This window comes from Streptomyces sp. UG1 (assembly GCF_049974585.1).
GTDB lineage: Bacteria > Actinomycetota > Actinomycetes > Streptomycetales > Streptomycetaceae > Streptomyces.
The window spans coordinates 53,530-77,797 of sequence record NZ_JBNGGG010000033.1 but is presented as its reverse complement, the minus strand read 5'-3'; the positions used below and the strand labels follow the sequence as shown (position 1 = coordinate 77,797).

The 24,268-nt window shown below is 71.7% G+C and carries 24 protein-coding genes; 12 read left to right on the top strand and 12 right to left on the bottom strand.

What is annotated here, in order from left to right; genetic code table 11:
- The first annotated feature begins 128 nt into the window (after window positions 1–128).
- Window positions 129–1,121: an L-glyceraldehyde 3-phosphate reductase gene (gene mgrA, locus ACP4J3_RS32690; RefSeq protein WP_426539788.1), complete on the top strand. Its 993-nt coding sequence runs from the start codon at window positions 129–131 to the stop codon at window positions 1,119–1,121.
- Here the strand turns inward: mgrA and ACP4J3_RS32685 are convergent.
- Window positions 1,111–1,398, bottom strand: coding sequence for a DUF1905 domain-containing protein (locus ACP4J3_RS32685; RefSeq protein ID WP_426539787.1), 288 nt, complete (start codon window positions 1,396–1,398; stop codon window positions 1,111–1,113). The two genes, mgrA and ACP4J3_RS32685, sit on opposite strands and share 11 nt — an antisense overlap.
- Before the next feature lie 73 nt (window positions 1,399–1,471).
- A complete protein-coding gene (locus tag ACP4J3_RS32680) occupies window positions 1,472–1,855 on the bottom strand; it encodes a nuclear transport factor 2 family protein (protein WP_426539786.1) in 384 nt (127 codons plus the stop codon).
- Between the two features lie 350 nt (window positions 1,856–2,205).
- Here ACP4J3_RS32680 and ACP4J3_RS32675 point away from each other — a divergent pair, with 350 nt between their 5' ends.
- The 4 genes from ACP4J3_RS32675 (at window position 2,206) to ACP4J3_RS32660 (ending at window position 6,600) form a co-directional block, all read left to right on the top strand.
- On the top strand, window positions 2,206–2,616 hold the full coding sequence (locus ACP4J3_RS32675; RefSeq protein WP_194038498.1) for a hypothetical protein: 411 nt from the start codon (window positions 2,206–2,208) through the stop codon (window positions 2,614–2,616).
- A 71-nt stretch (window positions 2,617–2,687) separates the two neighbouring features.
- Window positions 2,688–5,030 carry an FHA domain-containing protein gene (locus ACP4J3_RS32670; protein WP_426539784.1) on the top strand — a complete coding sequence of 781 codons (2,343 nt, stop codon included), beginning with the start codon at window positions 2,688–2,690 and terminating at the stop codon, window positions 5,028–5,030.
- Between the two features lie 9 nt (window positions 5,031–5,039).
- Window positions 5,040–5,585: a hypothetical protein gene (locus tag ACP4J3_RS32665; RefSeq protein WP_426539782.1), complete on the top strand. Its 546-nt coding sequence runs from the start codon at window positions 5,040–5,042 to the stop codon at window positions 5,583–5,585.
- On the top strand, window positions 5,575–6,600 hold the full coding sequence (locus ACP4J3_RS32660; protein WP_426539781.1) for a serine/threonine-protein kinase: 1,026 nt from the start codon (window positions 5,575–5,577) through the stop codon (window positions 6,598–6,600). The genes ACP4J3_RS32665 and ACP4J3_RS32660 overlap by 11 nt, the downstream gene beginning before the upstream one ends.
- An 88-nt stretch (window positions 6,601–6,688) precedes the next feature.
- On the opposite strand, the gene ACP4J3_RS32655 is transcribed toward ACP4J3_RS32660, so the two are convergent.
- Window positions 6,689–7,984, bottom strand: coding sequence for a streptophobe family protein (locus ACP4J3_RS32655; protein ID WP_426539780.1), 1,296 nt, complete (start codon window positions 7,982–7,984; stop codon window positions 6,689–6,691).
- A 174-nt stretch (window positions 7,985–8,158) separates the two neighbouring features.
- On the opposite strand from ACP4J3_RS32655, the gene ACP4J3_RS32650 reads away from it, so the two are divergent.
- From ACP4J3_RS32650 to ACP4J3_RS32640, 3 genes are all read left to right on the top strand, one after another.
- A complete protein-coding gene (locus ACP4J3_RS32650) occupies window positions 8,159–9,307 on the top strand; it encodes a DUF6777 domain-containing protein (RefSeq protein WP_426539779.1) in 1,149 nt (382 codons plus the stop codon).
- A 98-nt stretch (window positions 9,308–9,405) separates the two neighbouring features.
- Window positions 9,406–9,861, top strand: a complete 456-nt coding sequence (locus tag ACP4J3_RS32645) for an ATP-binding protein (protein WP_426539778.1) — start codon at window positions 9,406–9,408, stop codon at window positions 9,859–9,861.
- A 75-nt stretch (window positions 9,862–9,936) separates the two neighbouring features.
- Entirely contained in the window at window positions 9,937–10,440 is a 504-nt protein-coding gene (locus ACP4J3_RS32640; protein WP_426539777.1) for a helix-turn-helix domain-containing protein, read from the top strand.
- A 15-nt stretch (window positions 10,441–10,455) separates the two neighbouring features.
- On the opposite strand, the gene ACP4J3_RS32635 is transcribed toward ACP4J3_RS32640, so the two are convergent.
- The 3 genes from ACP4J3_RS32635 to ACP4J3_RS32625 form a co-directional block, all read right to left on the bottom strand.
- Window positions 10,456–11,058, bottom strand: coding sequence for a ClpP family protease (locus ACP4J3_RS32635; protein ID WP_426539775.1), 603 nt, complete (start codon window positions 11,056–11,058; stop codon window positions 10,456–10,458).
- A gap of 1 nt (window position 11,059) precedes the next feature.
- On the bottom strand, window positions 11,060–11,698 hold the full coding sequence (locus ACP4J3_RS32630) for a ClpP family protease (protein WP_426539774.1): 639 nt from the start codon (window positions 11,696–11,698) through the stop codon (window positions 11,060–11,062).
- 253 nt (window positions 11,699–11,951) lie between these two features.
- On the bottom strand, window positions 11,952–13,142 hold the full coding sequence (locus ACP4J3_RS32625; RefSeq protein WP_426539772.1) for an epoxide hydrolase family protein: 1,191 nt from the start codon (window positions 13,140–13,142) through the stop codon (window positions 11,952–11,954).
- A gap of 123 nt (window positions 13,143–13,265) precedes the next feature.
- Between ACP4J3_RS32625 and ACP4J3_RS32620 the strand changes: the two genes are divergently transcribed.
- Complete coding sequence (locus ACP4J3_RS32620) at window positions 13,266–13,748, top strand: VOC family protein (RefSeq protein ID WP_426539770.1); 483 nt, start codon at window positions 13,266–13,268, stop codon at window positions 13,746–13,748.
- A gap of 8 nt (window positions 13,749–13,756) precedes the next feature.
- On the opposite strand, the gene ACP4J3_RS32615 is transcribed toward ACP4J3_RS32620, so the two are convergent.
- From ACP4J3_RS32615 to ACP4J3_RS32595, 5 genes are all read right to left on the bottom strand, one after another.
- A complete protein-coding gene (locus ACP4J3_RS32615; protein ID WP_426539769.1) occupies window positions 13,757–14,647 on the bottom strand; it encodes an SGNH/GDSL hydrolase family protein in 891 nt (296 codons plus the stop codon).
- Between the two features lie 118 nt (window positions 14,648–14,765).
- Window positions 14,766–15,644 (bottom strand): geranyl diphosphate 2-C-methyltransferase, encoded by an 879-nt coding sequence (locus ACP4J3_RS32610; RefSeq protein ID WP_426539767.1) that lies wholly within the window; start codon window positions 15,642–15,644, stop codon window positions 14,766–14,768.
- 50 nt (window positions 15,645–15,694) lie between these two features.
- Entirely contained in the window at window positions 15,695–16,744 is a 1,050-nt protein-coding gene (locus ACP4J3_RS32605; protein WP_426539766.1) for a family 2 encapsulin nanocompartment cargo protein terpene cyclase, read from the bottom strand.
- A gap of 16 nt (window positions 16,745–16,760) precedes the next feature.
- On the bottom strand, window positions 16,761–18,191 hold the full coding sequence (locus ACP4J3_RS32600) for a family 2B encapsulin nanocompartment shell protein (RefSeq protein ID WP_426539764.1): 1,431 nt from the start codon (window positions 18,189–18,191) through the stop codon (window positions 16,761–16,763).
- Between the two features lie 337 nt (window positions 18,192–18,528).
- Window positions 18,529–19,536: a zinc-binding alcohol dehydrogenase family protein gene (locus ACP4J3_RS32595; protein WP_426539859.1), complete on the bottom strand. Its 1,008-nt coding sequence runs from the start codon at window positions 19,534–19,536 to the stop codon at window positions 18,529–18,531.
- A gap of 151 nt (window positions 19,537–19,687) precedes the next feature.
- On the opposite strand from ACP4J3_RS32595, the gene ACP4J3_RS32590 reads away from it, so the two are divergent.
- The 3 genes from ACP4J3_RS32590 to ACP4J3_RS32580 all read left to right on the top strand — a co-directional run bounded on the left by ACP4J3_RS32590 (window position 19,688) and on the right by ACP4J3_RS32580 (window position 22,519).
- Window positions 19,688–20,488, top strand: coding sequence for a VOC family protein (locus tag ACP4J3_RS32590; protein WP_426539763.1), 801 nt, complete (start codon window positions 19,688–19,690; stop codon window positions 20,486–20,488).
- 52 nt (window positions 20,489–20,540) lie between these two features.
- Window positions 20,541–21,221: a ribonuclease H family protein gene (locus tag ACP4J3_RS32585; protein ID WP_426539761.1), complete on the top strand. Its 681-nt coding sequence runs from the start codon at window positions 20,541–20,543 to the stop codon at window positions 21,219–21,221.
- Between the two features lie 86 nt (window positions 21,222–21,307).
- Window positions 21,308–22,519 carry an FAD-dependent monooxygenase gene (locus tag ACP4J3_RS32580; RefSeq protein ID WP_426539760.1) on the top strand — a complete coding sequence of 404 codons (1,212 nt, stop codon included), beginning with the start codon at window positions 21,308–21,310 and terminating at the stop codon, window positions 22,517–22,519.
- 18 nt (window positions 22,520–22,537) lie between these two features.
- Here ACP4J3_RS32580 and ACP4J3_RS32575 read toward each other — a convergent pair whose 3' ends face one another.
- Window positions 22,538–24,226 carry a cholesterol oxidase substrate-binding domain-containing protein gene (locus ACP4J3_RS32575; protein WP_426539759.1) on the bottom strand — a complete coding sequence of 563 codons (1,689 nt, stop codon included), beginning with the start codon at window positions 24,224–24,226 and terminating at the stop codon, window positions 22,538–22,540.
- Window positions 24,227–24,268: the final 42 nt, after the last annotated feature.

The window sequence follows — 24,268 nt, the reverse complement described above, 5'->3', positions numbered from 1 at the left end:
CAGCGTAGCCGCTGAATCCCATCTGATTTACCTGTTGGACCACTGCGCGCAGGTCGCGACAGAGTGGGGGCGAACGGAAACCGGTTCTTCGGAGCCGTCCTTCGTGTGCCAACCCCTCTGGAGTCGCGTTGTACACCGCACACCCCGACCGCTACGCGGACATGCCCTACCGGCGCACCGGACGCAGCGGCCTCAAGCTGCCCGCGCTGTCCCTCGGACTGTGGCACAACTTCGGTCCGGACCGCCCGGTCGAGACACAGCGGGCCATCCTGCGCCGCGCCTTCGACCTCGGTGTCACCCACTTCGACCTGGCCAACAACTACGGCCCGCCGCCCGGCGCCGCCGAGACGGCGTTCGGCGAGGCGCTGCGGACGGACTTCGCGCCGTACCGCGACGAGCTGATCATCTCCACCAAGGCCGGCTATCTGATGTGGCCCGGCCCGTACGGCGAGTGGGGCTCGCGCAAGTACCTGCTGTCCTCGCTCGACCAGAGCCTGAACCGGATGGGCCTGGACTACGTCGACATCTTCTACTCGCACCGCCCCGACCCGGACACTCCCCTGGAGGAGACGATGGGCGCCCTGCACTCGGCGGTGCAGCAGGGCAAGGCGCTCTACGTCGGCATCTCCAACTACTCGGCCGAGCAGACCCGCGAGGCCGCCCGCATCCTGGGCGAGCTGGGCACCCCGCTGCTCATCCACCAGCCGCGCTACTCGATGCTCGACCGCCGTCCCGAGGACGAGGGCCTGCTCGACGCCCTGGACGAGCTCCAGGTCGGCTCCATCGTCTTCTCCCCGCTGGAGCAGGGTCTGCTGACCGGCCGCTACCTCGACGGCATCCCGGAGGGCTCGCGGGCCGCGAGCGACAGCCCGTTCCTGAACTCCGACGCGATCACCGAGGAGCTCGTCGGCAAGCTGCGCGCCCTCGACGACATCGCCAAGTCCCGTGGTCAGACCCTGGCCCAGCTGGCCCTCGCCTGGGTCCTGCGCGGCGGCCGGGTGACCTCCGCGCTCGTCGGCGCCAGCAGCGCACAGCAGATCGAGGACAGCGTCGCGGCCGCCCGCAACCTGGACTTCGACGCGGAGGAGCTGGCCCGGATCGACGCGTTGATCAAGGGTTGAGCCGCTCCGTCAGCCGAACGGTCACGCAGTCGCCCTCCTGCTTCCCGATGGCCCTGCGCACATCGGCCTTCACGGGAAGCTTGTGGGTGCCGTCACCGAGGGCCATGAAGGAACTCCGGAACGGATGTCCGTCGATGGTCCCACGGATCTTGACCAGTCCGCGGGTGCCGAAGAACTCGACGGACTGCGGCCACACGACATAGGTCCAGCCGCCCTTGCCCGGGCTCTTGCGCAGGACGGCGGTGAACTGCGCGTCCACATGCGCGCTCGTGGTCATGATGTGCTCCGTCTCGCGGCGGTCTCTCCTGCCTTCACCGGTACAGACCGCCGCGAGGCGCGGAACTCATCGCTCAAGCCTCGGCGGGCACCCGGTCCAGAAAGCCGAGGACGGAGGTGATCCGCCCGTCCGGGTCCAGCGTGATCACATCGGACCCGGCCACCGGCGCCGACCCGTCGGCCTCGCTCACCAGCTCCCAGGAGAAGCGCGCCGTGTCGTGATGCCCCTCGACCGAGCCGGTGAGCCGGAAGACGAAGCCGGGGAAGCGCGCGTGCGCCGCCGAGACGACGGCCACGATCCCCTCGTGGCCGCGGACGTCGGCCAGGGGATCGGTGTAGCCGCCCCGCGGGCTCCAGGCGGTGGCCACCGCCCGGGCCAGGGCGTCGGGCTCGCGGGTGTTCCACGCCTCGAAGTAGCGGGCGACGGCGCTGTCGTAACGATCGGTGTGCGCGGGCATGGGAGATCAGCCTCCAGCGAGGTCGTAAGTGCTGCTCAGGAGCCGGATCCCGGTCGCGGTGACCCGGCAACCGCCACGATGCCCGCCCGGGCCGGAAAGCTCGATTACGCCCGAGGTAATGCCCGCATCGAAGACGTGATTGACGTGTACCCGCCGCATTTCGGCCAGAACCGGCTGTGAATATGCCAGGAGAGTGGCCGGAAAGTCGTGGTGACAGTGTTTCAGTAGTGAACATACTCGACTACGAGGGCGCTTCACTTGGGGCGACGGCGCCCTTACGCACCGCTCACGAGCCGCATCGGGAAGCGAGGTCCGCCGGCAGGCGAACACGGCACCACGGGGGAGGCTACGTGCACGACGAGTTCCTTTGCCATGTCACCGCATACGGAGTCTGCGGCGGGCGGCGCATCGGAGTGCCCCTGGGGACCTACCGGGCGCCCACCCTGGCCCTAGCCCTGTGGTGGTTACGGGACCGGGCGTCCTGGATGGCCGAGCGATTAGACCCGCGACCGGAGGCAGAGCACTTCCCGCCGAGCTCGCTCGTCCCGGTCGCCGACACCGTCCCCGACGTCCCGGCCGCGCTGCGCACCTGGTGCGGCGACGTCGACCAACAGGAGCTGGTCGCCGACGAGTTGGCGGCCGGCCGCCTGGTCCGGATCGCCGTGAGCGACGACACCACCGAGTACGAACTGCTCGCCGAGTCGGTGGACGCCCTGCGGATGCAGCGGACCATCCCGGCGCTGGTGATGCCCGTCGCCTGACCCCGGATCCGAACGGTTCCCCACCCTGGCGCAAGTGGGCACATATATGGGCAGATCGATAGAATCCTGGCATGGCGGAGCGTTCTGTCGCACCGGCCGCACCCGTACTCGTCATGGAGACCGAGTCGGGCTCGACCGTGCTGACCCCGGGCCGTGACTACCGCGTAGGACGCGACCCGCTCAGCGACATCGTCATCGACGACGCCCGCGTCTCCTGGCACCACGCGGTGTTCCACCCCGAGGCCGGCCACTGGACCCTCGCGGACGACAACAGCACCAACGGCACCTACGCCGACGGCCACCGCATCCAGCACCGGGACGTCGGCCCCGGCTCCGTCATCCGCTTCGGCAACCCCTCCGACGGCCCCCGCGCGGTCCTGCTGGACCGCCACCCGGCCGCGGCGCCGGAACGCCCCTCGGGCGTGTCCATGCCCGGGCGCACGGGCACCTTCCGGCAGCCCACCAACGTCCGGCCGCTGCCCACCCGCACCGTCCGCATCGGCCGCGCCTCCGACAACGACCTGGTCATCGACGACCTGGTCGTCTCCCGCCACCACGCCGAGCTGCACACCCTGCCCGACGGGACGTACGAGATCGCCGACCTGGGCAGCCACAACGGCACCTACCTCAACGGCGGCGCCGTCACCGTCGCACCGGTCGGCCCCGGGGACGTCGTCGGCATCGGACACTCCGCGTTCTGCCTGGTCGGGGACCAGCTCCAGGAGTACGTCGACACCGGCGAGATCTCCCTGGAGGTGCAGGACCTCGCGGTCACCGTCGACCGCGGCCGCAAGACCCTCCTCGACCACGTCTCCTTCCCGGTGGGGGAGAAGTGCCTGCTCGCCGTCGTCGGACCGAGCGGAGCGGGCAAGTCCACCCTCCTGGGCGCCCTCACCGGACAGCGCCCCGCCGAGCACGGCACCGTCCTGTACGACGGCCGCGACCTCTACCACGACTACGCCGAGCTGCGCCAGCGCATCGGCCTGGTCCCGCAGGACGACATCCTGCACGCCCAACTCACCGTCCGCAGCGCCCTGTCCTACGCCGCCGAGCTGCGCTTTCCCCAGGACACCGGGAAGGACGAGCGCCGCGCCCGGGTCGAGGAGGTCATCCACGAGCTGGGCCTGGAGCAGCGCGCCGGGCAGCCCGTGCACAGCCTGTCGGGCGGGCAGCGCAAGCGCGTCAGCGTCGCCCTGGAGCTGCTGACCAAGCCCTCGCTGCTGTTCCTCGACGAGCCGACCTCCGGACTCGACCCCGGCATGGACCGCTCGGTGATGCACATGCTGCGCGGACTGGCCGACGACGGCCGGACCGTCATCGTCGTCACCCACAGCGTGCTCAGCCTCGACACCTGCGACCGCCTCCTCGTCCTCGCGCCCGGCGGACGCATCGCCTACTACGGCCCGCCCGAGGAGGCCCTGCCCTTCTTCGGCTTCGAGCACTGGCCGGAGGCCTTCGAGGCCTTCGAACGCGACCGGGAACGCGACTGGGCGGTCGACTACCGGACCTCGCTGTGCCACCGGCAGTACATCGCCGACGCGACCGCACAGCCCCGCCGGCCCCGCACCGACCCCGTCGTCATCACCCAGCCGCCCCGGCCGCGCACCCGTGGCGCCCAGCTCCGCATCCTGTCCCGCCGCTACGCCACCGCGCTCGGCGCCGACCGCACCTTCCTCGTCATCATGATCGCCCTGCCGTTCGTGATGGGCGCCATGGCCCGCGCCCTTGCGGGTGGCAGGCTCACCCAGGCGACGGCGATGAACGCGCTGCTCATCCTGTGCGTCGGCGGCGTCCTGACCGGCGCGGCGAACGCCGTGCGCGAACTCGTCAAGGAGCGCGTCATCTACCAGCGCGAACGCGCCGTCGGACTGTCCAGATCGGCGTATCTGATGTCCAAGGTGGTGGTCCTGGGCACCATCACCGTCCTCCAGGCCGTCGTGCTGACCCTGGTCGCCCTGCTCGGCGTCGACCTCAACGCCCCCGGCGGCGAAGGCGTGTTGATGCCGCCCCTCGTCGAGATCACCGTCGCCGTCGCCCTGCTGGCCTTCACCGCGATGATGCTCGGCCTGGTCGTCTCCGCGCTGGTGCGCAAGGAGGAGGTGACGATGCCGCTGCTGGTGCTGCTCGCCATCGTCCAGGTCGTCTTCTGCGGCGCCCTGCTCAAGCTCCACGGCGTCCCCGGCCTGGAGCAGCTCTCCTGGCTGGTGCCCTCGCGATGGGCGCTCGGCGCGATGGCCGGCACCGTCGAACTGGCCCGGATCGTGCCCGGCGACCTGACCGGCGATCCGCTGTTCGAGCACTCGGCCGGGGTGTGGCTGTTCAACGTGGCCATGCTGGTCGTGCTCTCGGTGCTCTTCGGCTTCCTCGTCTCCCGGCTGCTGCGCCGCCGCGAACCCGTCGTGATGCGGAAGTAGGCGCAGGCGATGACTTCCCCCGGCTTCCGGCCCACGCACGTCGTCCCCGGCCACGGCATGTCCGCCTGGGAGGCCCCCGACCCCGCCCGGCCGACCGTGCCCCTCGACGCCTTCCTGCCGGTCCAGCTCGTCGAACGGCGCGGCGACTGGGGACGGGTCCTGTGCGCCAACGGCTGGTCCGCCTGGGTCGACGGCCGCCGCCTGGTCGCCGTACCGCAGGACCCGCCCACCGCCGACGCCGGCCCGCTCGCCCGCACCGCCGACCCGCGCCCGCTGCTCGCCCGGGCCGAGCGGGCGCTGTCCGGCTACCGGGCCTCGGTAGAGCACCTGGCGACCGGCGGCCTGGACGGCGAGACCTTCCACGCCCGCACCCAGGGCGTACGGCTCGGGGTGGTCGTCGACGGGGAGTCCGTGTGGCTGTACGACGCCGAGCAGGAGCGGTGGGTGTACGCGGACGGCGCCCGGCTGAGCACCTACGCGACGGACGCCGAGCCCCGTGCGAAGGCGGAGCCCGGCCACGCCCCGACCCAGGTCGTGACGCCCGATGGCCCGTGACACCAGCCTGTTCTCCGGCCGGCCCTCCGAGCTGATCGGCCGGCAGGTCGCGGGCTACCGCATCGAGCGCGAGATCGGCCGGGGCGGCATGGCCGTGGTCTACCGCGCCCGGGATCTGCGCCTGGAACGCACCGTCGCGCTGAAGCTCCTCGCCCCCGAGCTGGCCCGCAACGACACCTTCCGGCGCCGCTTCACCCACGAGTCCCGGGCCGCCGCCGCGATCGACCACCCGCACATCGTGCCGGTCTTCGAGGCCGGCGAGACCGACGGCGTCCTGTACATCGCCATGCGCTACGTCCCCGGCAGCGACCTGCGCTCCCTCCTCGACCGCCAGGGCCCGCTGCCGCCGGGGACGGTCCTGCGCATCGCCGCCCAGGTCGCCTCCGCCCTCGACGCGGCCCACGAGCACGGCCTGGTCCACCGGGACGTGAAACCCGGCAACATCCTCGTCGCACGCGGCACCGACAGCGACCACCCCGAGCACGTCTATCTCACCGACTTCGGCCTGACGAAGAAGTCGCTGTCGCTGACCGGCTTCACGACCGTCGGCCAGTTCGTCGGCACCCTCGACTACGTGGCCCCCGAGCAGATCTCCGGCAAGCCGGTCGACGCGCGCTGCGACGTCTACGGGTTCGCCTGCGTGGTCTACGAGTCCTTGGCGGGCCACCCGCCGTTCCGCCGCGACGACGACATGGCCCTGCTGTGGGCCCACCAGTTCGACGAGCCGCCACCCCTGACCGAGGCGCGTCCCGACCTCTCCCCGTCGGTCGACGCCGTGTTCGGCAGGGCGCTGGCCAAGAACCCCGACCACCGCCAGGACTCCTGCCTCGCCTTCGTCGCCGACCTGCGCTCCGCCATGTCCGGTGGCGCGACGCCGGCGCACGCGCCGACGGAGGTCGACGTCGGGGTCGCGGAGCCGGCGAAGGGGTCCCGGGCCGCGGGACCGCCGAAGGACCCCGCACAGGACCTGCCGAAGCCACCGCCCCGCTGGGCCGCCCCGGTCTTCGGCCGGTGACCGCCGGGGTGGTCGTACGACGGCGTATGGCGAGGCGGTCGTACGGCGGCCTACCCGAGCCGAGTCCCGCAGTCGACCGGCGTCCCGCTCAGCCTCCGGCCGGTGCCGCGACCTCGCCCCTGTGCCGCACCGGCCGCGCCAGCAGCCCGCCGAGGAACCCGGCGACCAGCCCCCACAGCAGCGCCAGGCCGAAGGCCGACCACACCTCTGGTCTCAGGAACAACTCGCCGCCCAGATCACCGCCCAGGTCGCCGATGCCCAGGACCGACAGCCCGTAGTGCGCGGAGATCCGGCCGACGAGGCAGATCATCAGCACCGTCAGCGCCAGCGCCACCGCCATGTGCACGCCGTGCTGCCAGGCACGCATCCGGGCCGGCGAGCGCCTCGCCATCACGAACGCGGCGGCCACCAGCAAAGCCGCGTCCACGGCCACCAGCCACCACACCCGCCCGTCGTGCTCGGAGAGCGTGCCCAGGTTGAGCTCGGCGACCTCCTTGCCACGCAGCACCTCGTCCAGCACATGCGGCATGGGCAGCCCGAACGGCCCGTCCACCCTGCCGTTCCAGGTCGCACCCAGCCCGATCGTCAGGGCGAGCCACACCAGGTTCGGCAACCCGAGCAGGATCACGGCGAACGTCTCCGCCGCGTGCCCGCGCGTCGCCGCGACGACCAGACCGATGACGACGCCCAGCCCGACGTACGCGAGCAACAGCACCACCATGGCGTACGCGGCCGGCCGCACCGACTCCTGGAAGCGCAGCAGCCGCCCCGGCAGCGGGGCCCCGCGCGCGACCAGCAGGGCCAGCACCAGCACGCCCGCCAGCCACAGCAGGCCGAAGAACACGGTCGCCGGCACATCGGTGGTGAAGCCGATCTCGGGGGAGATGCCGAACAGGTCGCCGAGGTCTGCGAGGTCGCCCAGCTCCTCCGGCGTGAGGTCGCCGAGGGAGAGGGAGAAGGTCTGGCGGGCGGAGAAGGCCAGCGCCAGCAGTGCGACCAGCCACAGCACGGCGATCCTCGCGGCCCACCCCGCCAGCTCCGCGGCGCCCGCGACCGCCCGGTGCCGCAGCGGCCGCAGAAAGCCAGCGGCCAGCACGAGGGCGCCGGTGAGCGTGACGGACAGCGGGATCACGGTCAGCCCGGCGTCGGACTCGGCCAGCGCTCCGGCGTTCCCCGAGAGTTCGACCGTGCCGCCGACCGCCGTGACCACGGTCGCCGCGACGACGCGCGGGAAGGCGCCGTCCGGGAGATCGGCCGCGCCCGCCGCCCACAGCCCGAGCGCGGCGACCACCCCCATCGAAACCAGCCCGGCCAGCACCGCGACGAGGGCCTGCACCCAGCCATGGGCGGCCACGGCCGGAGGGGAGGGGGTCGGCGCACTCACCCTGCCCACGCTAAGGAGCACTTCAGCGGTGCGCTCGCCGGGAGGTCCGTCCGCGTCGGCTTGCGGGCCGCGCGGGATCGGAACACAGAATGGAAGCGTCGCGAAAGACCCCAAAGGCTGACAAAAAAGGCCGACAAAACGGCAAGACAGGCCCCGCGTCGGGAAGAAGGCTTCGTGAGCGTCGAACCTCCCTCGTCCGGCCGCCCCACCGGACCGCCCTCGGGCCCCCTTTCGGGCCCCTCCCAGCCGCCGTCCGGCCCGCCCTCGCCGCCCCCGTCCGGCGGTGGCGGCGGCGCGGCGCCCGGCCCGGAACCCCAGCACCCCTGGTGGCGGTCCGTGCCCCGGATCGCGGTGCTCACCGCCGTGGTCGTGGCCGCCGTGGTCATCGCCGTCGTCCTCTCCCGCGGCGACGGCGGCACCGGCAAGAGCGGCGAGGTCTTCCTCCAGGCGGCGGACAAGACAGGCCCCGACCCGTTCACCGCCTCCACGGCGAAGGACAGCTCCGTCGCGCCCGCCACCCCGTCCCCGCCCACCGAGTCGGCGCCGTCGAACGCGGTGCGCGGCGTCGACGGCGGGGCGCCCGGCCTGTACGGCGGCAGTCGCAACGTGGCCGCCTGCGACGTGGAGAAGCAGATCACGTACCTCCGGCAGGTCCCGGCGAAGAACGAGGCGTTCGCCTCCGTCGCCCGGGTCGAGCCCTCCGGCGTCCCGGCCTATCTGCGCTCCCTCACCCCGGTCCAACTGCGCCTGGACACCCGCGTCACCAACCACGGCTACGCCGACGGCGCCGCCACCAGCTACCAGGCCGTCCTGCAGGCCGGCACGGCGGTGCTCGTCGACGCCCGCGGGGAGCCCCGGGTGCGGTGCGCCTGCGGCAACCCGCTGACCCGGCCGGTCGCCCAGCAGGACGCGCCCCGGCACACGGGTGACGCCTGGCCGTCGTTCCGCTCCTCGAACGTCGTGGTGGTCGCGCCCTCGACGACGATCATCAACGTCTTCGTCATCTACGACGAGGACGACGACGAGTGGGTCGCGCGCCACCGGGGCGACGACGGCGGCAAGGACAGGAAGACCGACCGGCCGGCGAAGCCCACCCCGTCGCCGAGCCTGTCGACACCCACGTCGCCGACATCGCCGAGTCCGCCGACGACTCCTGAGACCTCCACGCCCGAAACGTCCCCGCAGACATCGCCGACGGAGCCCACGACCACCGAGCCCGAATCGCCCGACACGCCCACCACACAGCCACCGCCCGACGAGGACACGACCACCACGTCACAATCGGCGCCGACCACCCCCGCACCGCAGTCGCCCGTGTTGTGACGTACGGCGCCACCTGCAGAGTGACTGCTCGGCTCCGCTCTGGGTACGAGGACTGGTGCAACAGCGTCCGGCCAGTCCGGCTTCCGAGAGAGAAACGCATGACCGAGCACGTGGACGGTGCAGTGATTACGACTGGTTTCGACGTGCCCGTGGAACCGCTGCGGCGGGCGGCGCACTACAGCGGTGAACCGGGATGCATCGCCGAGGCGCGGTCCTTCGCCGCGCTGTTCCTCGGGCGGCTGAGGACCGAGTGGTGCGCCACGATCGCGGAGACCGCCGAGGACAAGGTGCTCCTGGTGGTCAGCGAGTTGGTCACCAACGCCGACCGGCACAGCAACGGCCCCTACATCCTGGACCTGGAAGGCACCGACGACGCGGTGACGGTCTGCGTGTACGACAGCAGCTCCGCCCTGCCCCTGCGCTACCCCAGGGACCCGGAGCGGGTCGGGCGGCACGGTCTGGAGATAGTGCACGCGCTCGCGACGGAGGTCGCCGTGGAGCGGGTGCCGGTCGGCAAACGGGTGCGGGCGGTGCTGCGGCTCGCCGACGAGTGAGGGTCGGGGCCTGATTTCCCCCAGGGCGGAACGCCGATTCCTTCCCCTCACGCCCGGCGCTCCTAGGCTGGGAAGGTGAGCGAACAAGCGCCGAACGAAGCCCGCGTCATTCCCCTGCGCCCACCGGCCCGCCACCGGCCGCCGACCCAGCCGTCGGCCCATCCGCCAGGCGTGCGCCCGGGAACGACCCGCCCGCCGTCCGAACGCCCGGGAGCGACCTCCCCACCGGCCGAACGCCCGGCCCTCGCCCCGCCGGAGACCCCCGCCCCCAAGGAACCCCTCTGGCGCGACCTCGTCGGCGACGTACTGCGCCGCGAGCGCCTGGCCCAGGAACGCACGCTCAAGGACGTGGCCGACTCCGCCCGGATCTCCATGCCGTATCTCTCCGAGGTGGAACGCGGCCGCAAGGAGGCCTCCTCGGAGGTCCTCGCGGCCGCGGCCCACGCCCTGGGGCTCGGCCTCGGCGACCTGCTGTCGCTGGCGCAGGGCGAGTTGGTCCGGCTCAGCAGCCGCAGCGTCCCGGGCAGCGGCCGCGGCAGGGCCGGCACACCGCACGACGGGCTGTGCCTGGCGGCCTGAGGACGCGCCGGCGCCTCAGACCCCCACGAGGCGCCGGCTCACCACCTCGTCGGCCAGCCCGTACGCCACCGCCTCCTGCGCCGTAAACACCTTGTCGCGGTCCATGTCCGCGCGCAGCGTCGCGATGTCGTGCTGGGTGTGCCGGGCCAGCACCTCCTCGACCTGCGAGCGGATCCGGACCATCTCCTTGGCCTGCAGGGCGAGGTCGGAGATCATGCCCCGGCTGACCCCCGACGCGGGCTGACCGAGCAGCACGCGCGCGTGCTCCAGCACGAACCGCCGCCCCGGATCCCCGCCGGCCAGCAGCACGGCGGCCGTGGACGCCGCCTGCCCCACGCAGAACGTGGAGATCGGCGCCTGCACATACGTCATGGTGTCGTAGATCGCCATCAGCGAAGTGAACGAGCCGCCGGGGGAGTTGATGTAGATCGCGATCTCGCTCTCCGGCGCCGACGACTCCAGATGGAGCAGTTGGGCGATCACGACGTTGGCGACGCCGTCGTCGATCTCGGTGCCGAGGAAGATGATCCGCTCCGACAGCAGCCGGCTGAACACATCGGAGGAGCGCTCGCCGTGCGCGGTCCGCTCGACGACGTACGGAATCGTGTAGTTCCCCATGTCACAGCCCCATCCGTCGCTTCGAGGCGGCCGGGCGGACGTCCGCGAGGGACTGGACGACCCCGTCCACCATGCCGTACTCCCTGGCCTCCTCGGCCGTGAACCAGCGGTCGCGGTCGCCGTCCCGGGCGATGGTCTCCGGCGTCTGGCCCGTGTTCTCGGCGAGAAGCCGCTCCATGGTCCGCTTGCTGTGGTCCAGGTTCTCCGCCTGGATCTCGATGTCGGCGGTGGTGCCACCGATGCCGGCCGACCCCTGGTGCATCATGATCCGCGCGTTGGGCAGGGCGAACCGCTTGCCGGGCGTGCCGCCGCACAGCAGGAACTGACCCATGCTCGCCGCGAAACCCATGGCGAGCGTCGACACGTCGTTGGGGATGAGCCGCATCGTGTCGTAGATGGCCAGCCCGGCGTGCACCGAGCCGCCCGGGCTGTTGATGTACAGGCTGATGTCGGTGCGCGGGTCCTCCGCCGACAGCAGGAGCAACTGGGCGCAGACCCGGTTGGCGGAGGCCTCGGTGACCTCGGTGCCGAGGAACACGATGCGCTGGCCGAGCAGTTGGGCGGCGAGATGGTCGTCGAACCGTGTCGGCGGGGCGTCGCCCTCCTCGGCCCGGGGCGCGAGCATGGCAAGGGGCGTCATCTGGTCTCCTCGTGGTGGTCGGGATGCCGTCGACTCCACTGTCGACCGCGGACGACGCCGGTGGCGGATTTCTCTGCCCGTGGCAGATCAGCCGACGGCAGAGCCCTAGGCCCTGTCGTCGGATTCCCGCCTGCCGCGCGACGCCATGCACGCTCCCCCACTGCCTTAAGGGCGTGGGAGGTGCCCCCACTCGCCGCACCTGACGCCGCGCGGCCCGCCCTTCGGGCGGATGACGGGAATCCGACGACAGGGCCTAGCGCAACTGCCGGAAGAACGCCCGGACGTCGTCCACCAGCAGGTCCGGCTCCTCCATCGCCGCGAAGTGCCCGCCCCGGTCGAACTCCGCCCAGCGCACCAGGTTCTCGGTGCGCTCCGCCTTGTGCCGCAGCGGGAGCTGCGGTTCGGCGGGGAACAGGGCGAGCGCAGTCGGGGTGGTGGACGGCTCGGCGGGCTTCGCGACCCGGCCGCTCGGGTGCGCCCGCTCGTAGTAGATGCGCGCGGACGAACCGGCGGTGCCGGTCAGCCAGTACAGCATCACGTTGGTGAGCATCCGGTCCCGGTCGACCGCCTCCTCCGGCAGGTCCTCGGAGTCCGTCCACTCCCGGAACTTCTCGACGATCCAGGCGAGTTGGCCCACGGGTGAGTCGGTGAGCCCGTACGCCAGGGTCTGCGGCCGGGTGGCCTGCTGGTGGTAGTAGCCGATGCCGTCGCGGGAGAAGGCCGCCCACCGGCGCCACGAGGCCAGTGCCCGCTCCTGCTCGTCGGGGGTCAGCTCGGCCAATTCCTCCGGCGTCGGCTCGGTGGCCGCCTGCGCGCCCGGCAGCAGATTGACGTGGACGCCGAGCACCCGCTCGGGATGGGACCTGCCCAGCTCCCGGGTGATCGCCGCGCCCCAGTCGCCGCCCTGCGCGCCGAACCGCTCATAGCCGAGCCGGCGCATCAACTCGGCCCACGCGTCGGCGACCCGGCCCGCCTCCCAGCCCGGTTCGGTCGTCGGCCCGGACAGCCCGAACCCCGGGATGCTCGGCAGGACGACATGGAAGGCGTCCGCCGGATCGCCCCCGTGCGCCGCCGGGTCGGCGAGCGGCCCCACGACGTCCAGGAACTCCACGATCGACCCCGGCCAGCCGTGCGTGATGATCAGCGGGGTGGCGTCCGGCTCGGGCGAGCGGACATGGGCGAAGTGGACGTTCGCCCCGTCGATCGTGGTCGTGAACTGCGGCCACTCGTTGAGCCGCGCCTCGGCCGCCCGCCAGTCGTAGGTGTGCCGCCAGTGCCGTACGAGGTCGCGCAGATAGTCGACCGGCACCCCGTAGGCCCATCCCGCGCCAGGGATCTCGTCGGGCCAGCGGGTGCGGTCGAGGCGGTCGTGGAGATCGTCGAGGTCGCTCTGCGGAATGTCGATGCGGTACGGGCGGATGCTGTCCGTGGGCGATGACGTCATGCCCGGATGCTAGTTCGCCTCGGTGTAGCGGCCATCTGGTTTTGCTGCCCTTTCGAGCGATGAGTTTCGCGGCGCGGGCCGGTCGATACGGATGACAGCGGATCCACGCTCCAGGAGGAAGTCATGGCAAGCGACGGTTTCACCACGTGTCTCTGGTTCGACGGGCAGGCGGAGGAGGCCGCCCACTTCTATGTCTCCGTCTTCAAGAACTCCAGCGTCGGCAAGGTCGCGCACTACCCGGAGGGGGCGCCCCAGCCCGCCGGCAGCGTGATGACCGTCGAGTTCACGGCCAACGGCCAGAAGTTCCTCGGGCTCAACGGCGGGCCCCAGTTCAAGTTCACCGAGGCGACCTCCTTCATGATCTTCTGCGAGAACCAGGAGGAGATCGACTACTACTGGGCCAAGCTCACCGAGAACGGCGGCGAGCCCGGCCCGTGCGGCTGGCTCAAGGACCGCTACGGCGTGTCCTGGCAGGTCGTCCCGGACCGGCTGGACGCGATGATCACCGACCCGGACCCGGCGAAGGCGGCCCGGGTGACCAAGGCGTTCATGGCGATGAGCAAGTTCGACATCGCCGCCCTGGACAAGGCCTACGCCGGCGAGTGAGCCCGGCCCTACGGGTTCTCGCGGATCGCCTCGGTGATCGCCTGGGCGATCCGCAGAATCCCGGGGGAGCGGACCGGGCACGGCTTCGGCGTCGAGGTGGTCGGCGCCAGACAGAAGTGCAGATAGTCGTCGTCGCGGTGCAGGGCCGTCCGGTCACGGCCCGGTTGTGTGCAGTACTCCGCGTGCTCCTGCTCGTACGCCGTGCACGGCAGGTACTGCACCCAGGAGTAGCGCGCCCCCGCCGCGCTCACCGCCTCGCCGGCGTCGGCGACCAGGTCGCCCGACGCGGCGGCCTGCTTCTCGTAGAGGGCGTTGACCCGCCGGACCCGGTCGGGGGTGATCGGGTCCGGCCCCTGCAGCACCCAGACGATCCGCGCCTCCCCGGCCGCCGAGATCTGGTCGGTGAGCCGCTTCATGTCCGCCGCGTACCGCTTGAAGTACGTTTCCGGGGAGGCGTCGTGCGTGATCCCGTCCATGCACGGCGTGTAGCCCCACGCGTTCCCCCAGAACTGCAGCACCACGAAGTCCGGCCGCTGCCTGCGCACCAGCACGGCCGCCTTGTCCGCGTCCGGGACCAGGGACCGCTCGCCCGTGCCCTCCAGGTAGTCGCACAGGGTCGTGCCCGAGTACGGGGCGCTCCGGTACGTCGCCCGTAGCTCGCGGCGCAGTTCCTGACCGACGACCTTCTGCGCCTCCATCGCGAGGGAGTCGCCGAGATACAGCACGGAGGGCGCCTTCACGGGCGTGGGGCTCGGTGAGGCGGGCGCGCGCTGCTGCGTGGTGACCGATGCCCTCGGCAGCTCCGGCGGGGGCGCGTCCTGCGGCTCCGACGCCGGGTCCCCGCACGCGCCGAGCAGCACGGCGGCCAGCAGCACCCCCACGACCCACGGTCTGCGCATACGGCGACTCCCGCCCCGGACACCGAAAACGGCTCCCCAGGCAAGCACGGCCGGGCCCCGGAGGGAAGACACGCGTCGGCCACGGAATGGCCGTGGCCGACGCGAGCCCGACGGTCGCTCAGACGCGGTCCGCCGCGATCAGCAGATACTGGAAGCTGCCGTTGCGGTAGGCGTTCAGGAACGTGTCCTCGATGCCCGTCACCAGGTGATCGGCCTCGCGGCGCAGCTCCCAGTAGGGGATGGTCGCCGCGGTGAGGTCCTGCACATGGACCGGGACCAGCCGGTTGCGGGCCATGGCGCGGAAGTACGCCGAGCGTGGATGGATGTCGCAGATGTAGTGCGCGTTGATGAGCGACACCTCGCGGGAGGCGCGCCCATAGGTGTCGTTGTAGCAGCCGGTGATCACCACATAGCGGCCACCGCGGCGCAGCAGCCGGGCGTGCTCGGCGAACAGCAGGTCCAACTCGACGTACATGGTGGACTCGTTGTTCCAGGAGGCCGCGTACGCCCCGGTCGGGAGCCCGGTGTCCAGCATGTTGCGGTGGTGGTAGCGCACCCGGTCGTCGATGCCCCGTTCGCGGGCCTGCGCGTTGGCGAACTCGGCCTGCTTGTCGGAGATGGTGACGCCGTCGGCGTGGCAGCCGTAGCGCAGATGCGCCACCACGCTGCCGCCGCCGCGCCCGCAGCCGGCGTCGAAGACGCGGTCGGTGGGGGAGAGCGGGCCGAGGGAATCGGCGAGGAGTTCGGCCTGGGCGTGCTCCAGCCGGTGCAGTTCGGCGGTGATCCGCTCCCGGCGCAGCGCGGGATCGGGCTCGTCGAGCACCGAGCGGTCGGCGTCCCCGATGCCGTAGTGGTGGTGGTACAGGTTGTCGAGCTTTCCGAGTTCGAGGTTGACCGGGTTCTCCTCGGCGTTCCAGTAGTCCGCGACGCGGTTCTGGTACGTGGACTGGGTCGGCACCGATTTCGCCTTGGGGTTGGCTTCGGGGGCGATGGTCAACGGTGACTCCTCGGGTTGGTGCGTGTGACGTTCTGTCATTCGCTCGCGCTTTACCAGTAGTCGGGCAGGTGGTAGCGGTGGGTGTTGGTGGCGTGCCACTCGTGGTTGCCGGCCACCCAGTCGGACAGGCCCCGGGCGTAGCGCTCGACGAGCGGTGAGGTGGCGGCGAGCAGGGCCGACTCCTCCTCGAACGCCTCCATGATCCGGTTGTGGATCTCGACCGCCTTCAGATAGGCGGCCTTCAGGCCACAGCGCTCGTTGGCCGCGATGACCTGCGGCAGGTTCAGATGGTCGGGGTCGCTGGCCAGTTCCTTGGTGAAGGAGTACAGGTCGTTGACGATCGTGGTGGCGTTGCAGGCGAGGGCGGTGATCCGCTGCATCTCGGGGCGGGCGTACAGCGCCTCGGGCAGTTCGTAGCCATCGATGGCGTCGACGATCGACAGACAGGGACGGAAGTTGTTGAACTGCCGCATCACCAGGTACTCCCACACGTGCGGGACGTACCGCGTCTCGCTCCAGGCCGCCTCGGCGAGATAGCCCAGGTGCAGCCGGGCGAGATCGTGCACCAGCCGGTCGGTCTGGCTGGGCGTGGCGACGGCGGCGTAGTCCTTCAGGGCCCAGTGGTACGAGCGCAGCGGACCGTCCCGCTGCACACCGTGTGCCCACTGTTCCTGGTATTCCGGGGTGCCGTGGTAGGGGTCCAGCGCCGACTGGGCCAGGATCAGCCGCCCGCCGAGTCCGCTGCGTGAGGCGCCCCTGCCCTCGTCCTCCTCGCAGTAGCAGCTGTCGACGATGTTCTCGGCGAGCAGCAGCTCCCCGGCCACCGTCAGGCGCTCCAGGTCGGCCCCGGCCGGATGCTGGAGCACCACCGCCCGGCCGAACTGGAACCCCGAGAAGTCCCCCGACCAGGACCGCGGGAACAGATCGAGGCGGCGGGCCCAGGCCTCCAGCCTGCGGTCGACCTCCGCGGCCTTCTCCGGGTCGGCGGGGGCGACCTGCCGGTACTTGAGCCCCGGGATCGCACCGCCGCGCCGGGCCCGGATGGTGCGGGCGAGGTTCGGCGGTCCGGGCAGGGTCGGCGAGGAGGGGGCCGTGTTCATCCGGTGCTCCACACGATCACTCAGGGGTCCGGCCGATCTGGGCGTTCTCGAGGATCCCGACCGCGTCCGGGACGAGGATCGCCAGCGAGTAGTAGGCGGTGACGAGGTAGCGGATGATCGAGTTGGCGTCGATGCCCATGAACCGCACGTTCAGACCGGGCTGGAACTCGTCCGGAATCCCGGTCTGGAACAGCCCGATGGCCCCCTGGTCGCCCTCGCCGGTGCGCAGCGCGATGATGCTGGAGGTGTGCTGCGGGCTGATCGGGATCTTGTTGCACGGGAAGATCGGGACACCGCGCCAGGCGGGGATCTCGTGCCCGTCGACGCTCGCCGTGCCGGGCACCAGGCCGCGCCGGTTGCACTGCCGGAAGAAGGCCGCGATCGCCTTCGGATGGGCGATGAACAGCTTGGTCTTGCGGCGCATCGACAGCAGCTCGTCCATGTCGTCCGGCGTCGGCGGCCCGGTGAAGGTGCTGATGCGCTGCCCGTAGTCGGTGCTGTGCAGCAGCCCGAACTCCCGGTTGTTGACCAGCTCCCACTCCTGGCGTTCGCGGATCTCCTCGACGGTCAGCCTCAGTTGCTGCTCGGTCTGGTTCATCGGGTTGTTGTAGAGGTCGGCGACCCTGGTGTGGACGCGCAGCACGGTCTGGGTGAGGGACAACTCGTACTCGCGCGGGGCGAGTTCGTAGTCGACGAAGCCGCCGTTGATGGTCGGCTCCCCGCTGTGGCCGGCCTGCACCGGCACGTCCGCCTCGCCCTTGCGGTTCATGGGCAGCCGCTGCCGTTCGGCGTAGGCCGCCAGGTGCGCGGCGAGGGACGGCACGCGTTCGGTGAACTCCCGCACCACGGCCCAGGGCAGCACCAGCAGCACGCCCGCGGTCTCGGCCCGCACCGAGCTCAGCCACAGCGGGTCGGACTGGCCGATGGCCTCGTCGCCGATCTGGTCGCCGTCGGTGACGATGCCGAGGATCTCCTCCTCGCCGTACTTGCCCTCGGTGAAGCGGGTGAATCGGCCGTGCACGACGAGGTAGGCCTCATGGACCGGCTGTCCGGCCTCGACGAGCACCTGGCCGGCGCGGACCTCGCGCACCCGGAACCGGGTCGCGACCTCCTTCAGCACGTCGAGGTCGGGGTAGCCGCGCAGGACCGGCAGTTCGGTGAGCGTCTCGGGGATGACCTTGATGTCGTCGGCGCCGTTGTGCTCGAACTGCACCCGGCCGCGGCCCACGCGCAGTTGCAGACGCCGGTTGACGCGGTAGGTGCCGCCCTTGACGTCCACCCACGGAAGCATCTTCAGCAGCCATCGCGAGGAGATGGCCTGCATCTGCGGTTCGGACTTGGTGGTCGTGGTGAGCTGGCGCGCGGCCTGGGTGCTCAGACTGGTGAGCGGTCCGTCGGGGGCGGGGTCGTCGGCGGCGGGTCCGGTGGCACTCTCGGGTACGGACACTGTCCCTCCCTGGAGGGGTGAGCAGGGGTGAGCGGAGTGGTCGTTGACGACGGCGGCCTCTGGGCGCGATGGCGGCGGCCCTGGGCAGGCGGGACTTACGCAACAGGCCCCACGGATGGGCCGTACGCGCCGCACGGACAAGCCAAACAGCGCCTGTGGCCTGCCGGTACGGCGTGAAGGGGGCGGCTTCACCACGCGAGTGGCGCAAACCCTCCCCCGAAGCGGAGGGCGCACGGGCACGTCCTTTCACGCCGGTAGCGATCGCCCGGACGGGCGGGCGCACACCGCGCGATCACCGGGCTCACGCGTCCCGGCCGCCGCCGGGGGCGCACGCGGCTCAGGACAGGTCGTTCACCAGCACCGCGGCCCCGTCGAACCGCCCCGCCGCGAGATCCCGCAGCGCCTCGTCCGCCCGCGACAGCGGATAGGCGTGCGTCGTGGCGTGTACGGAGTGCTCGGCGGCCAGCGCCAGGAACTCGCGGCCGTCCTCGCGGGTGTTGGAGGTGACGCTGCGCACCTGCTTCTCGTAGAACAGCTCGCTCTCGTAGCGCAGGACCGGGACGTCGCTGAGGTGGATGCCCGCGATCGCCAGCGTCCCGCCCCGGTCCAGGGCCCGCAGCGCGACCGGCACCAGCTCACCGGCGGGCGCGAACAGGATCGCGCTGTCCAGCGGCTCCGGCGGCATCTCCAGCGGGCCGCGCGCCGAGGCCGCCCCCAGGTCGAGCGCCAGCTTCCGCGCCTGCGCCCCGCGCGTGAGGACGTGCACGGTGGCGCCCTCGGCCATCGCCACCTGCGCGCACAGATGAGCGCTGCCCCCGAAGCCGTACAGCCCGAGCCGCCCGCCCGGCGGCAGCGCCGAGCGGCGCAGCGCGCGGTGCCCGATGATCCCGGCACACAGCAGCGGCGCGAGCGACACGTCGTCCAGGCCGCCGGGCAGCCGGTAGGCGAACGCGGCCGGCACGGTCGTGTACTCGGCGTACCCGCCGTCGGCGTCCCAGCCGGTGTACGACGAGGCCGGGCACAGGTTCTCCGACCCCCGCGCGCAATAGCGGCACGTCCCGTCGGTCCGCCGCAGCCAGGCCACCCCCACCCGTTCCCCGGCCGCGAAGCCGCGCACCGCCGCCCCGAACCCCGCGACCTCCCCGACGACCTCGTGCCCGGGCGTCACGCCGGGCCGGTGCACCGGCAGGTCGCCCTCGGCGACATGCAGATCCGTACGGCACACCCCGCACGCCCGCACCCGCACCAGCAGCTCGTCGTCCCCCGGCACCGGAACCGGCTTCTCGACCAGCCGCAGCGGCCCCGCCCCGAGCGGCCCCGGCTCGATCACCGACCACGCGCGCATCGTCCCGTCCGCCATCCCGAGCCCCGTCCGTCGACCGGTCGCCGTCCCTGCCCAGTCTGGAACGGAACCAGGCATTCGGCGCGCGACCCGACCGTCCGGTGGCTAGCGTAAGAATCCGGACAACTCACCGATCCGGGAGAGGGCCGCAGCCATGGCCGTGAAACCTGAGGGAACCCCCATCTGGGCCGACGCGATGTTCACCGACATCGAGGGGGCCAAGAACTTCTACGGCGACGTCCTCGGCTGGACGTTCGGCGAGGAGTCGACGGAGTACGGCAACTACACCCAGGCCTACGCCGACGGCAAGGCGGCCGCCGCGGTCGTCCCGCCCATGCCGGGCCAGGAGGGGCAGTCGCAGTGGTGTCTCTACTTCGCCTCCGCCGACGTGGGCGCCACCGCCGCCAGAATCCGTGAGAACGGCGGCGAGATCCTGATGGAGCCGATGGCGGTCGGCGAGTTCGGCAGCATGTGCCTGGCCCGTGAGCCCAGCGGCGCGGTCTTCGGCCTCTGGCAGGCGGGCACCCACGAGGGCTTCGAGGCGCCGATGGACCAGCCGGGCGCGTTCTGCTGGGGCGAGGTCTTCACCCGCGAGCGGGAGAAGCCGGACGCCTTCTTCCCGGCCGTCTTCGGGTACGGCGCGAAACAGATGGAGGACGACGAGGTCGACTTCCGGATCTACTCGCTCGGCGACGACATGGTCCTCGGCCGGATGCAGATGACGGAGGAGTTCCCGCCCGAGGTCCCCTCCTACATCAACGTCTACTTCACGGTCGACAACTGCGACGACGCCGTCGCCCGGGCCACCAAGCAGGGCGCCGTTTTGCGCTTCGGACCGATGAACTCGCCGTTCGGCCGGTTCGCGGCGCTCACCGACCCGCAGGGCGCGAACTTCTCGGTGATCGACGTCACGACGACGGAAGGGGACATGCCGAAGACGACGGACGTGCCCTGATCGCGGGAGACCTGCGACCGGGCGGCCCGCCGGCCCATGGCATGATCGGCGCATGCGTGAACGTGTTGTGGCCGCGTGCGACGGGGCTTCGAAGGGAAACCCCGGGCCGGCGGGCTGGGCCTGGGTCGTCGCCGACGAGAGGGAGGCCCCCGCCCGCTGGGAGTCGGGGCCGCTCGGCAAGGCCACCAACAACGTCGCGGAACTCACCGCGCTGGAACGCCTGCTCACCGCGACCGACCCGGGCCTGCCGCTGGAGATCCGCATGGACTCGCAGTACGCCATGAAGGCCGTCACCACCTGGCTGCCGGGCTGGAAGCGCAACGGCTGGAAGACGGCCGCCGGCAAGCCCGTCGCCAACCAGGACCTGGTCGTACGCATCGACGAACTGCTCGACGGCCGCGAGGTCGAGTTCCGCTACGTCCCCGCCCACCAGGTCGACGGCGACCGGCTCAACGACTTCGCCGACCGCGCCGCCAGCCAGGCCGCCACCGTGCAGGAGCCCGCGGGCAGCGAACTCGGCTCACCGGAGCCGCCGCCGTCCCCAGACACCCCGAAGTCCAAGGCACCGCGTCGCAAGGCGGCAGCCTCCCGCAAGAACGGCGGCTCCGCGCGCACCATCAAGGCCAAGTTCCCCGGCCGCTGCCTGTGCGGTCGCGGCTATGCGGCGGGCGAGCAGATCGCGAAGAACCCCCAGGGCTGGGGCCACCCGGAGTGCCGTACCGCTCAGGCGTGACGACGGGCGAAGCGTTCCCGCCCTGTCGCCCGGCGGACCTTGCTACCCTGCAAACCCGAAATGACCGAATTGGGAATTTTCCAGGGGTGTGCGTGAAGGTCGCCTGCGTCGGCGGCGGGCCCGCCGGCCTGTATCTCTCGATCCTGCTCAAGCTGCGGAACCCGTCCCACGACATCACCGTCCACGAACGCGACCCGGAGGGCTCCACCTACGGCTGGGGCGTCACCTACTGGCGCGGGCTGCTCGACGAACTGCACGCGCACGACCCCGAGTCGGCCCGGGCCATCGAGGCGAACTCGGTCCGCTGGAGCGAAGGCGTGGCCCACGTCCGGGACCTGACGACCCGTCAACCCGGCGACGAAGGCCACGGCATCGGCCGCCACCGCCTGCTGGCGATCCTCACCGCACGCGCCCGCTCGCTGGGCGTACACCTGGAGTTCGAGCGGGAGGTCACACCGGACGACCTGCCCGACGCCGACCTGATCGTGGCGGCCGACGGCGTGCACAGCGCCCTGCGCACCCGCCACGCCGACCACTTCGGCACGGCGATCGGCACCGGCCGCAACCGCTACCTCTGGCTCGGCACGAGCAAGGTCTTCGACGCCTTCACCTTCGCCTTCGTCGAGACCGGCCACGGCTGGATCTGGTGCTACGGCTACGGCTTCGGCCCCGCGTCGAGCACCTGCGTCGTCGAATGCGCCCCCGAGACCTGGACCGGCCTCGGCCTGGACACCGCGAACGAGGCCGACGGACTGGCCCTGCTGGAGAAGCTGTTCGCCGACGTCCTCGACGGCCACCCCCTCATCGGCCGCACCTCGGCCGACCGCAGCGTCCAGTGGCTGAACTTCCGCACCCTCACCAACCGCACCTGGCACCGCGGCAACCTCGTCCTGATCGGCGACGCCGCCCACACCACCCACTACTCCATCGGCGCCGGCACCACCCTCGCCCTGGAGGACGCCATCGCCCTGGCCGCGGCGCTGCACCAGCGGCCCACCCTCGCGCAGGCCCTCGCCCGCTACGAACAGCAGCGCAGCCAGGCCCTGTTGTCCGCCCAGAGCGCCGCGCACCACAGCGCCCGCTGGTACGAGAACCTGCCCCGCTACATCCACCTGCCCCCGCACCAGATGTTCGCCCTCCTCGGCCAGCGCCACTCGCCCCTGCTGCCCCATGTGCCGCCCCGGCTGTACTACCGGCTCGACCGGGCGGCCGGCCGACTGGAGACGATGCGCCGCCTCAAGCGCCGACTCGGCCCGAAGCTCGCACGCACCCTGCACGCCAGGGCGTCCCGCCCCTGAACGACTAGGGGGCGTGCCTCACCGGAACAACCGGTCGAGGAAGCCATTGCCGAACACCCTGTGCGGATCGAGCCGGTCCAGCACCCCGCCCGCCTGCCCCCACACGTCCTCCCCGAAGCTGCCGGGCACCACATGACCCAGCACCTCACCGTCGCTCCAGGCGGCCTGCCTCGTGTAGGCCCAGCCCTTCGACCACTCGACCCTGGTCATGGCGTACTCGCCGTCGAAGGTACGCAGCAGGAACCGCTCGATCTGGCTGGAGAACTCCTCCGCGTACGGCGTCCCGGGCAGTGTCAGGATGTTCAGCCACACGGCCGTGTCCCACTCGGGGCGGTCCTCGCGCGGCCGGAGCGCCGACAGCAGCGGGGGCCGCGCCCCCGCCCGCCCGACGTCCCCCGGATCGTCCAGGCCCGTCACCCGGATCTCCACCGACCCGTTGACCGGGAACCGGCCCCGGTCGGCATAGGCCGTGAGCCGCTCCCGGTAGAAGGCGGCGAACTCGGCGACGACACGCTGCACCTGGTCCCGGCCGGTGTGCACCGCGTAGCCGTTCGTGGCGATCCTGAGCGTCGTCGGCCGCAGATACAGCAGCGTGTTCTTGGACGGCCCCCAGATGTCCCCCGACAGCGTGGCCGTCAGCCCGAGCACGGCCGCGTCGTACTGGGCGTTGCCCAGCACCGGCGCCAGATACCAGGCCCCGTCCGACACGACGCGCTCGACCAGGTCCGCGACCGGGGGCGGGACGCTGTCGGAGAACGGGTAGTTGTACGGCGTCCTCACCTGCCGCGAGGTCGGCGGCCGGGTCGGGGACACGCTCCACACCTTCAGCCACGGGCGCTCGGTGAAGGCGAACCAGATCGCCTCGGCCCGCCCGGCCCGGTCCAGGAAGCTCGCGAAGGTGCGGCCGTCGGTGCCGGGCGCGGCGAACAGCTCGTCGGCCGGGATGTCCGTACGGCTGACGCACCGCAGATTGGTGTTCGCGCCCACGCGCAGCACGACCTCGGTGACGAAGGCGCGGCCGAGGTGGGTGAGCAGCGCGGCGCAGTCCGCCTCGGCACGGTCGTAGCTCCGCAGCACATACGCGCCGCTGCCCGCGTCCCAGACGACGGCCGTCAGCGACAGCACGAGATTGCTCAGCGAGCCGTACGTGTGACCGGGCAGCCGCCGCTCGCCCGGCGCGGGTACGGCGGTGCCGTGCGCGTCGATCGCCAGGGCGCCGCCCAGGGTGAGATCGCCGGTCGCGGGTGCGGCGGTGACGCCGAGGCCGTGCTCCTCGAGGTAGGTGAGCAGGGCCTCCAGGGTGACGCCCGTGCCGGCGCGCACCGCGGCCGGCGACTCCAGGGACAGGCCGGTGAGATGAGCGGCCGTGTCGACGACGAGGACCGGCGCATCCGACGTCGTGCCCGGCGTGATGGTCAGCGGTGACCAGTTGTGCGAGGAGCCTCGGGCACGCACCCTCCAGTTGTGCCGCCACGCCCAGTTGACGACGTCGACCACTTGGTCCGGGCCGGCCGGCGCGCAGGCCCACAGCCCGTCGACGGTGATCTCGCCGACCCAGTTGCGATACGCCGAGCGGTACGGCGCCACGCCCGCCGGGAACTCCGGCAACTCCTGCGCGGCGATGGCCGGATCCACCGGGGAGAGGGCCGGTACGGCGGCCAGGGCCGCGGTGCGGAGCAGGCCCCTGCGGGTGAACTTGTCGATCACAGGGCAAAGCTAGGGACCGGACCGACGGTAACCGCTTGCTCG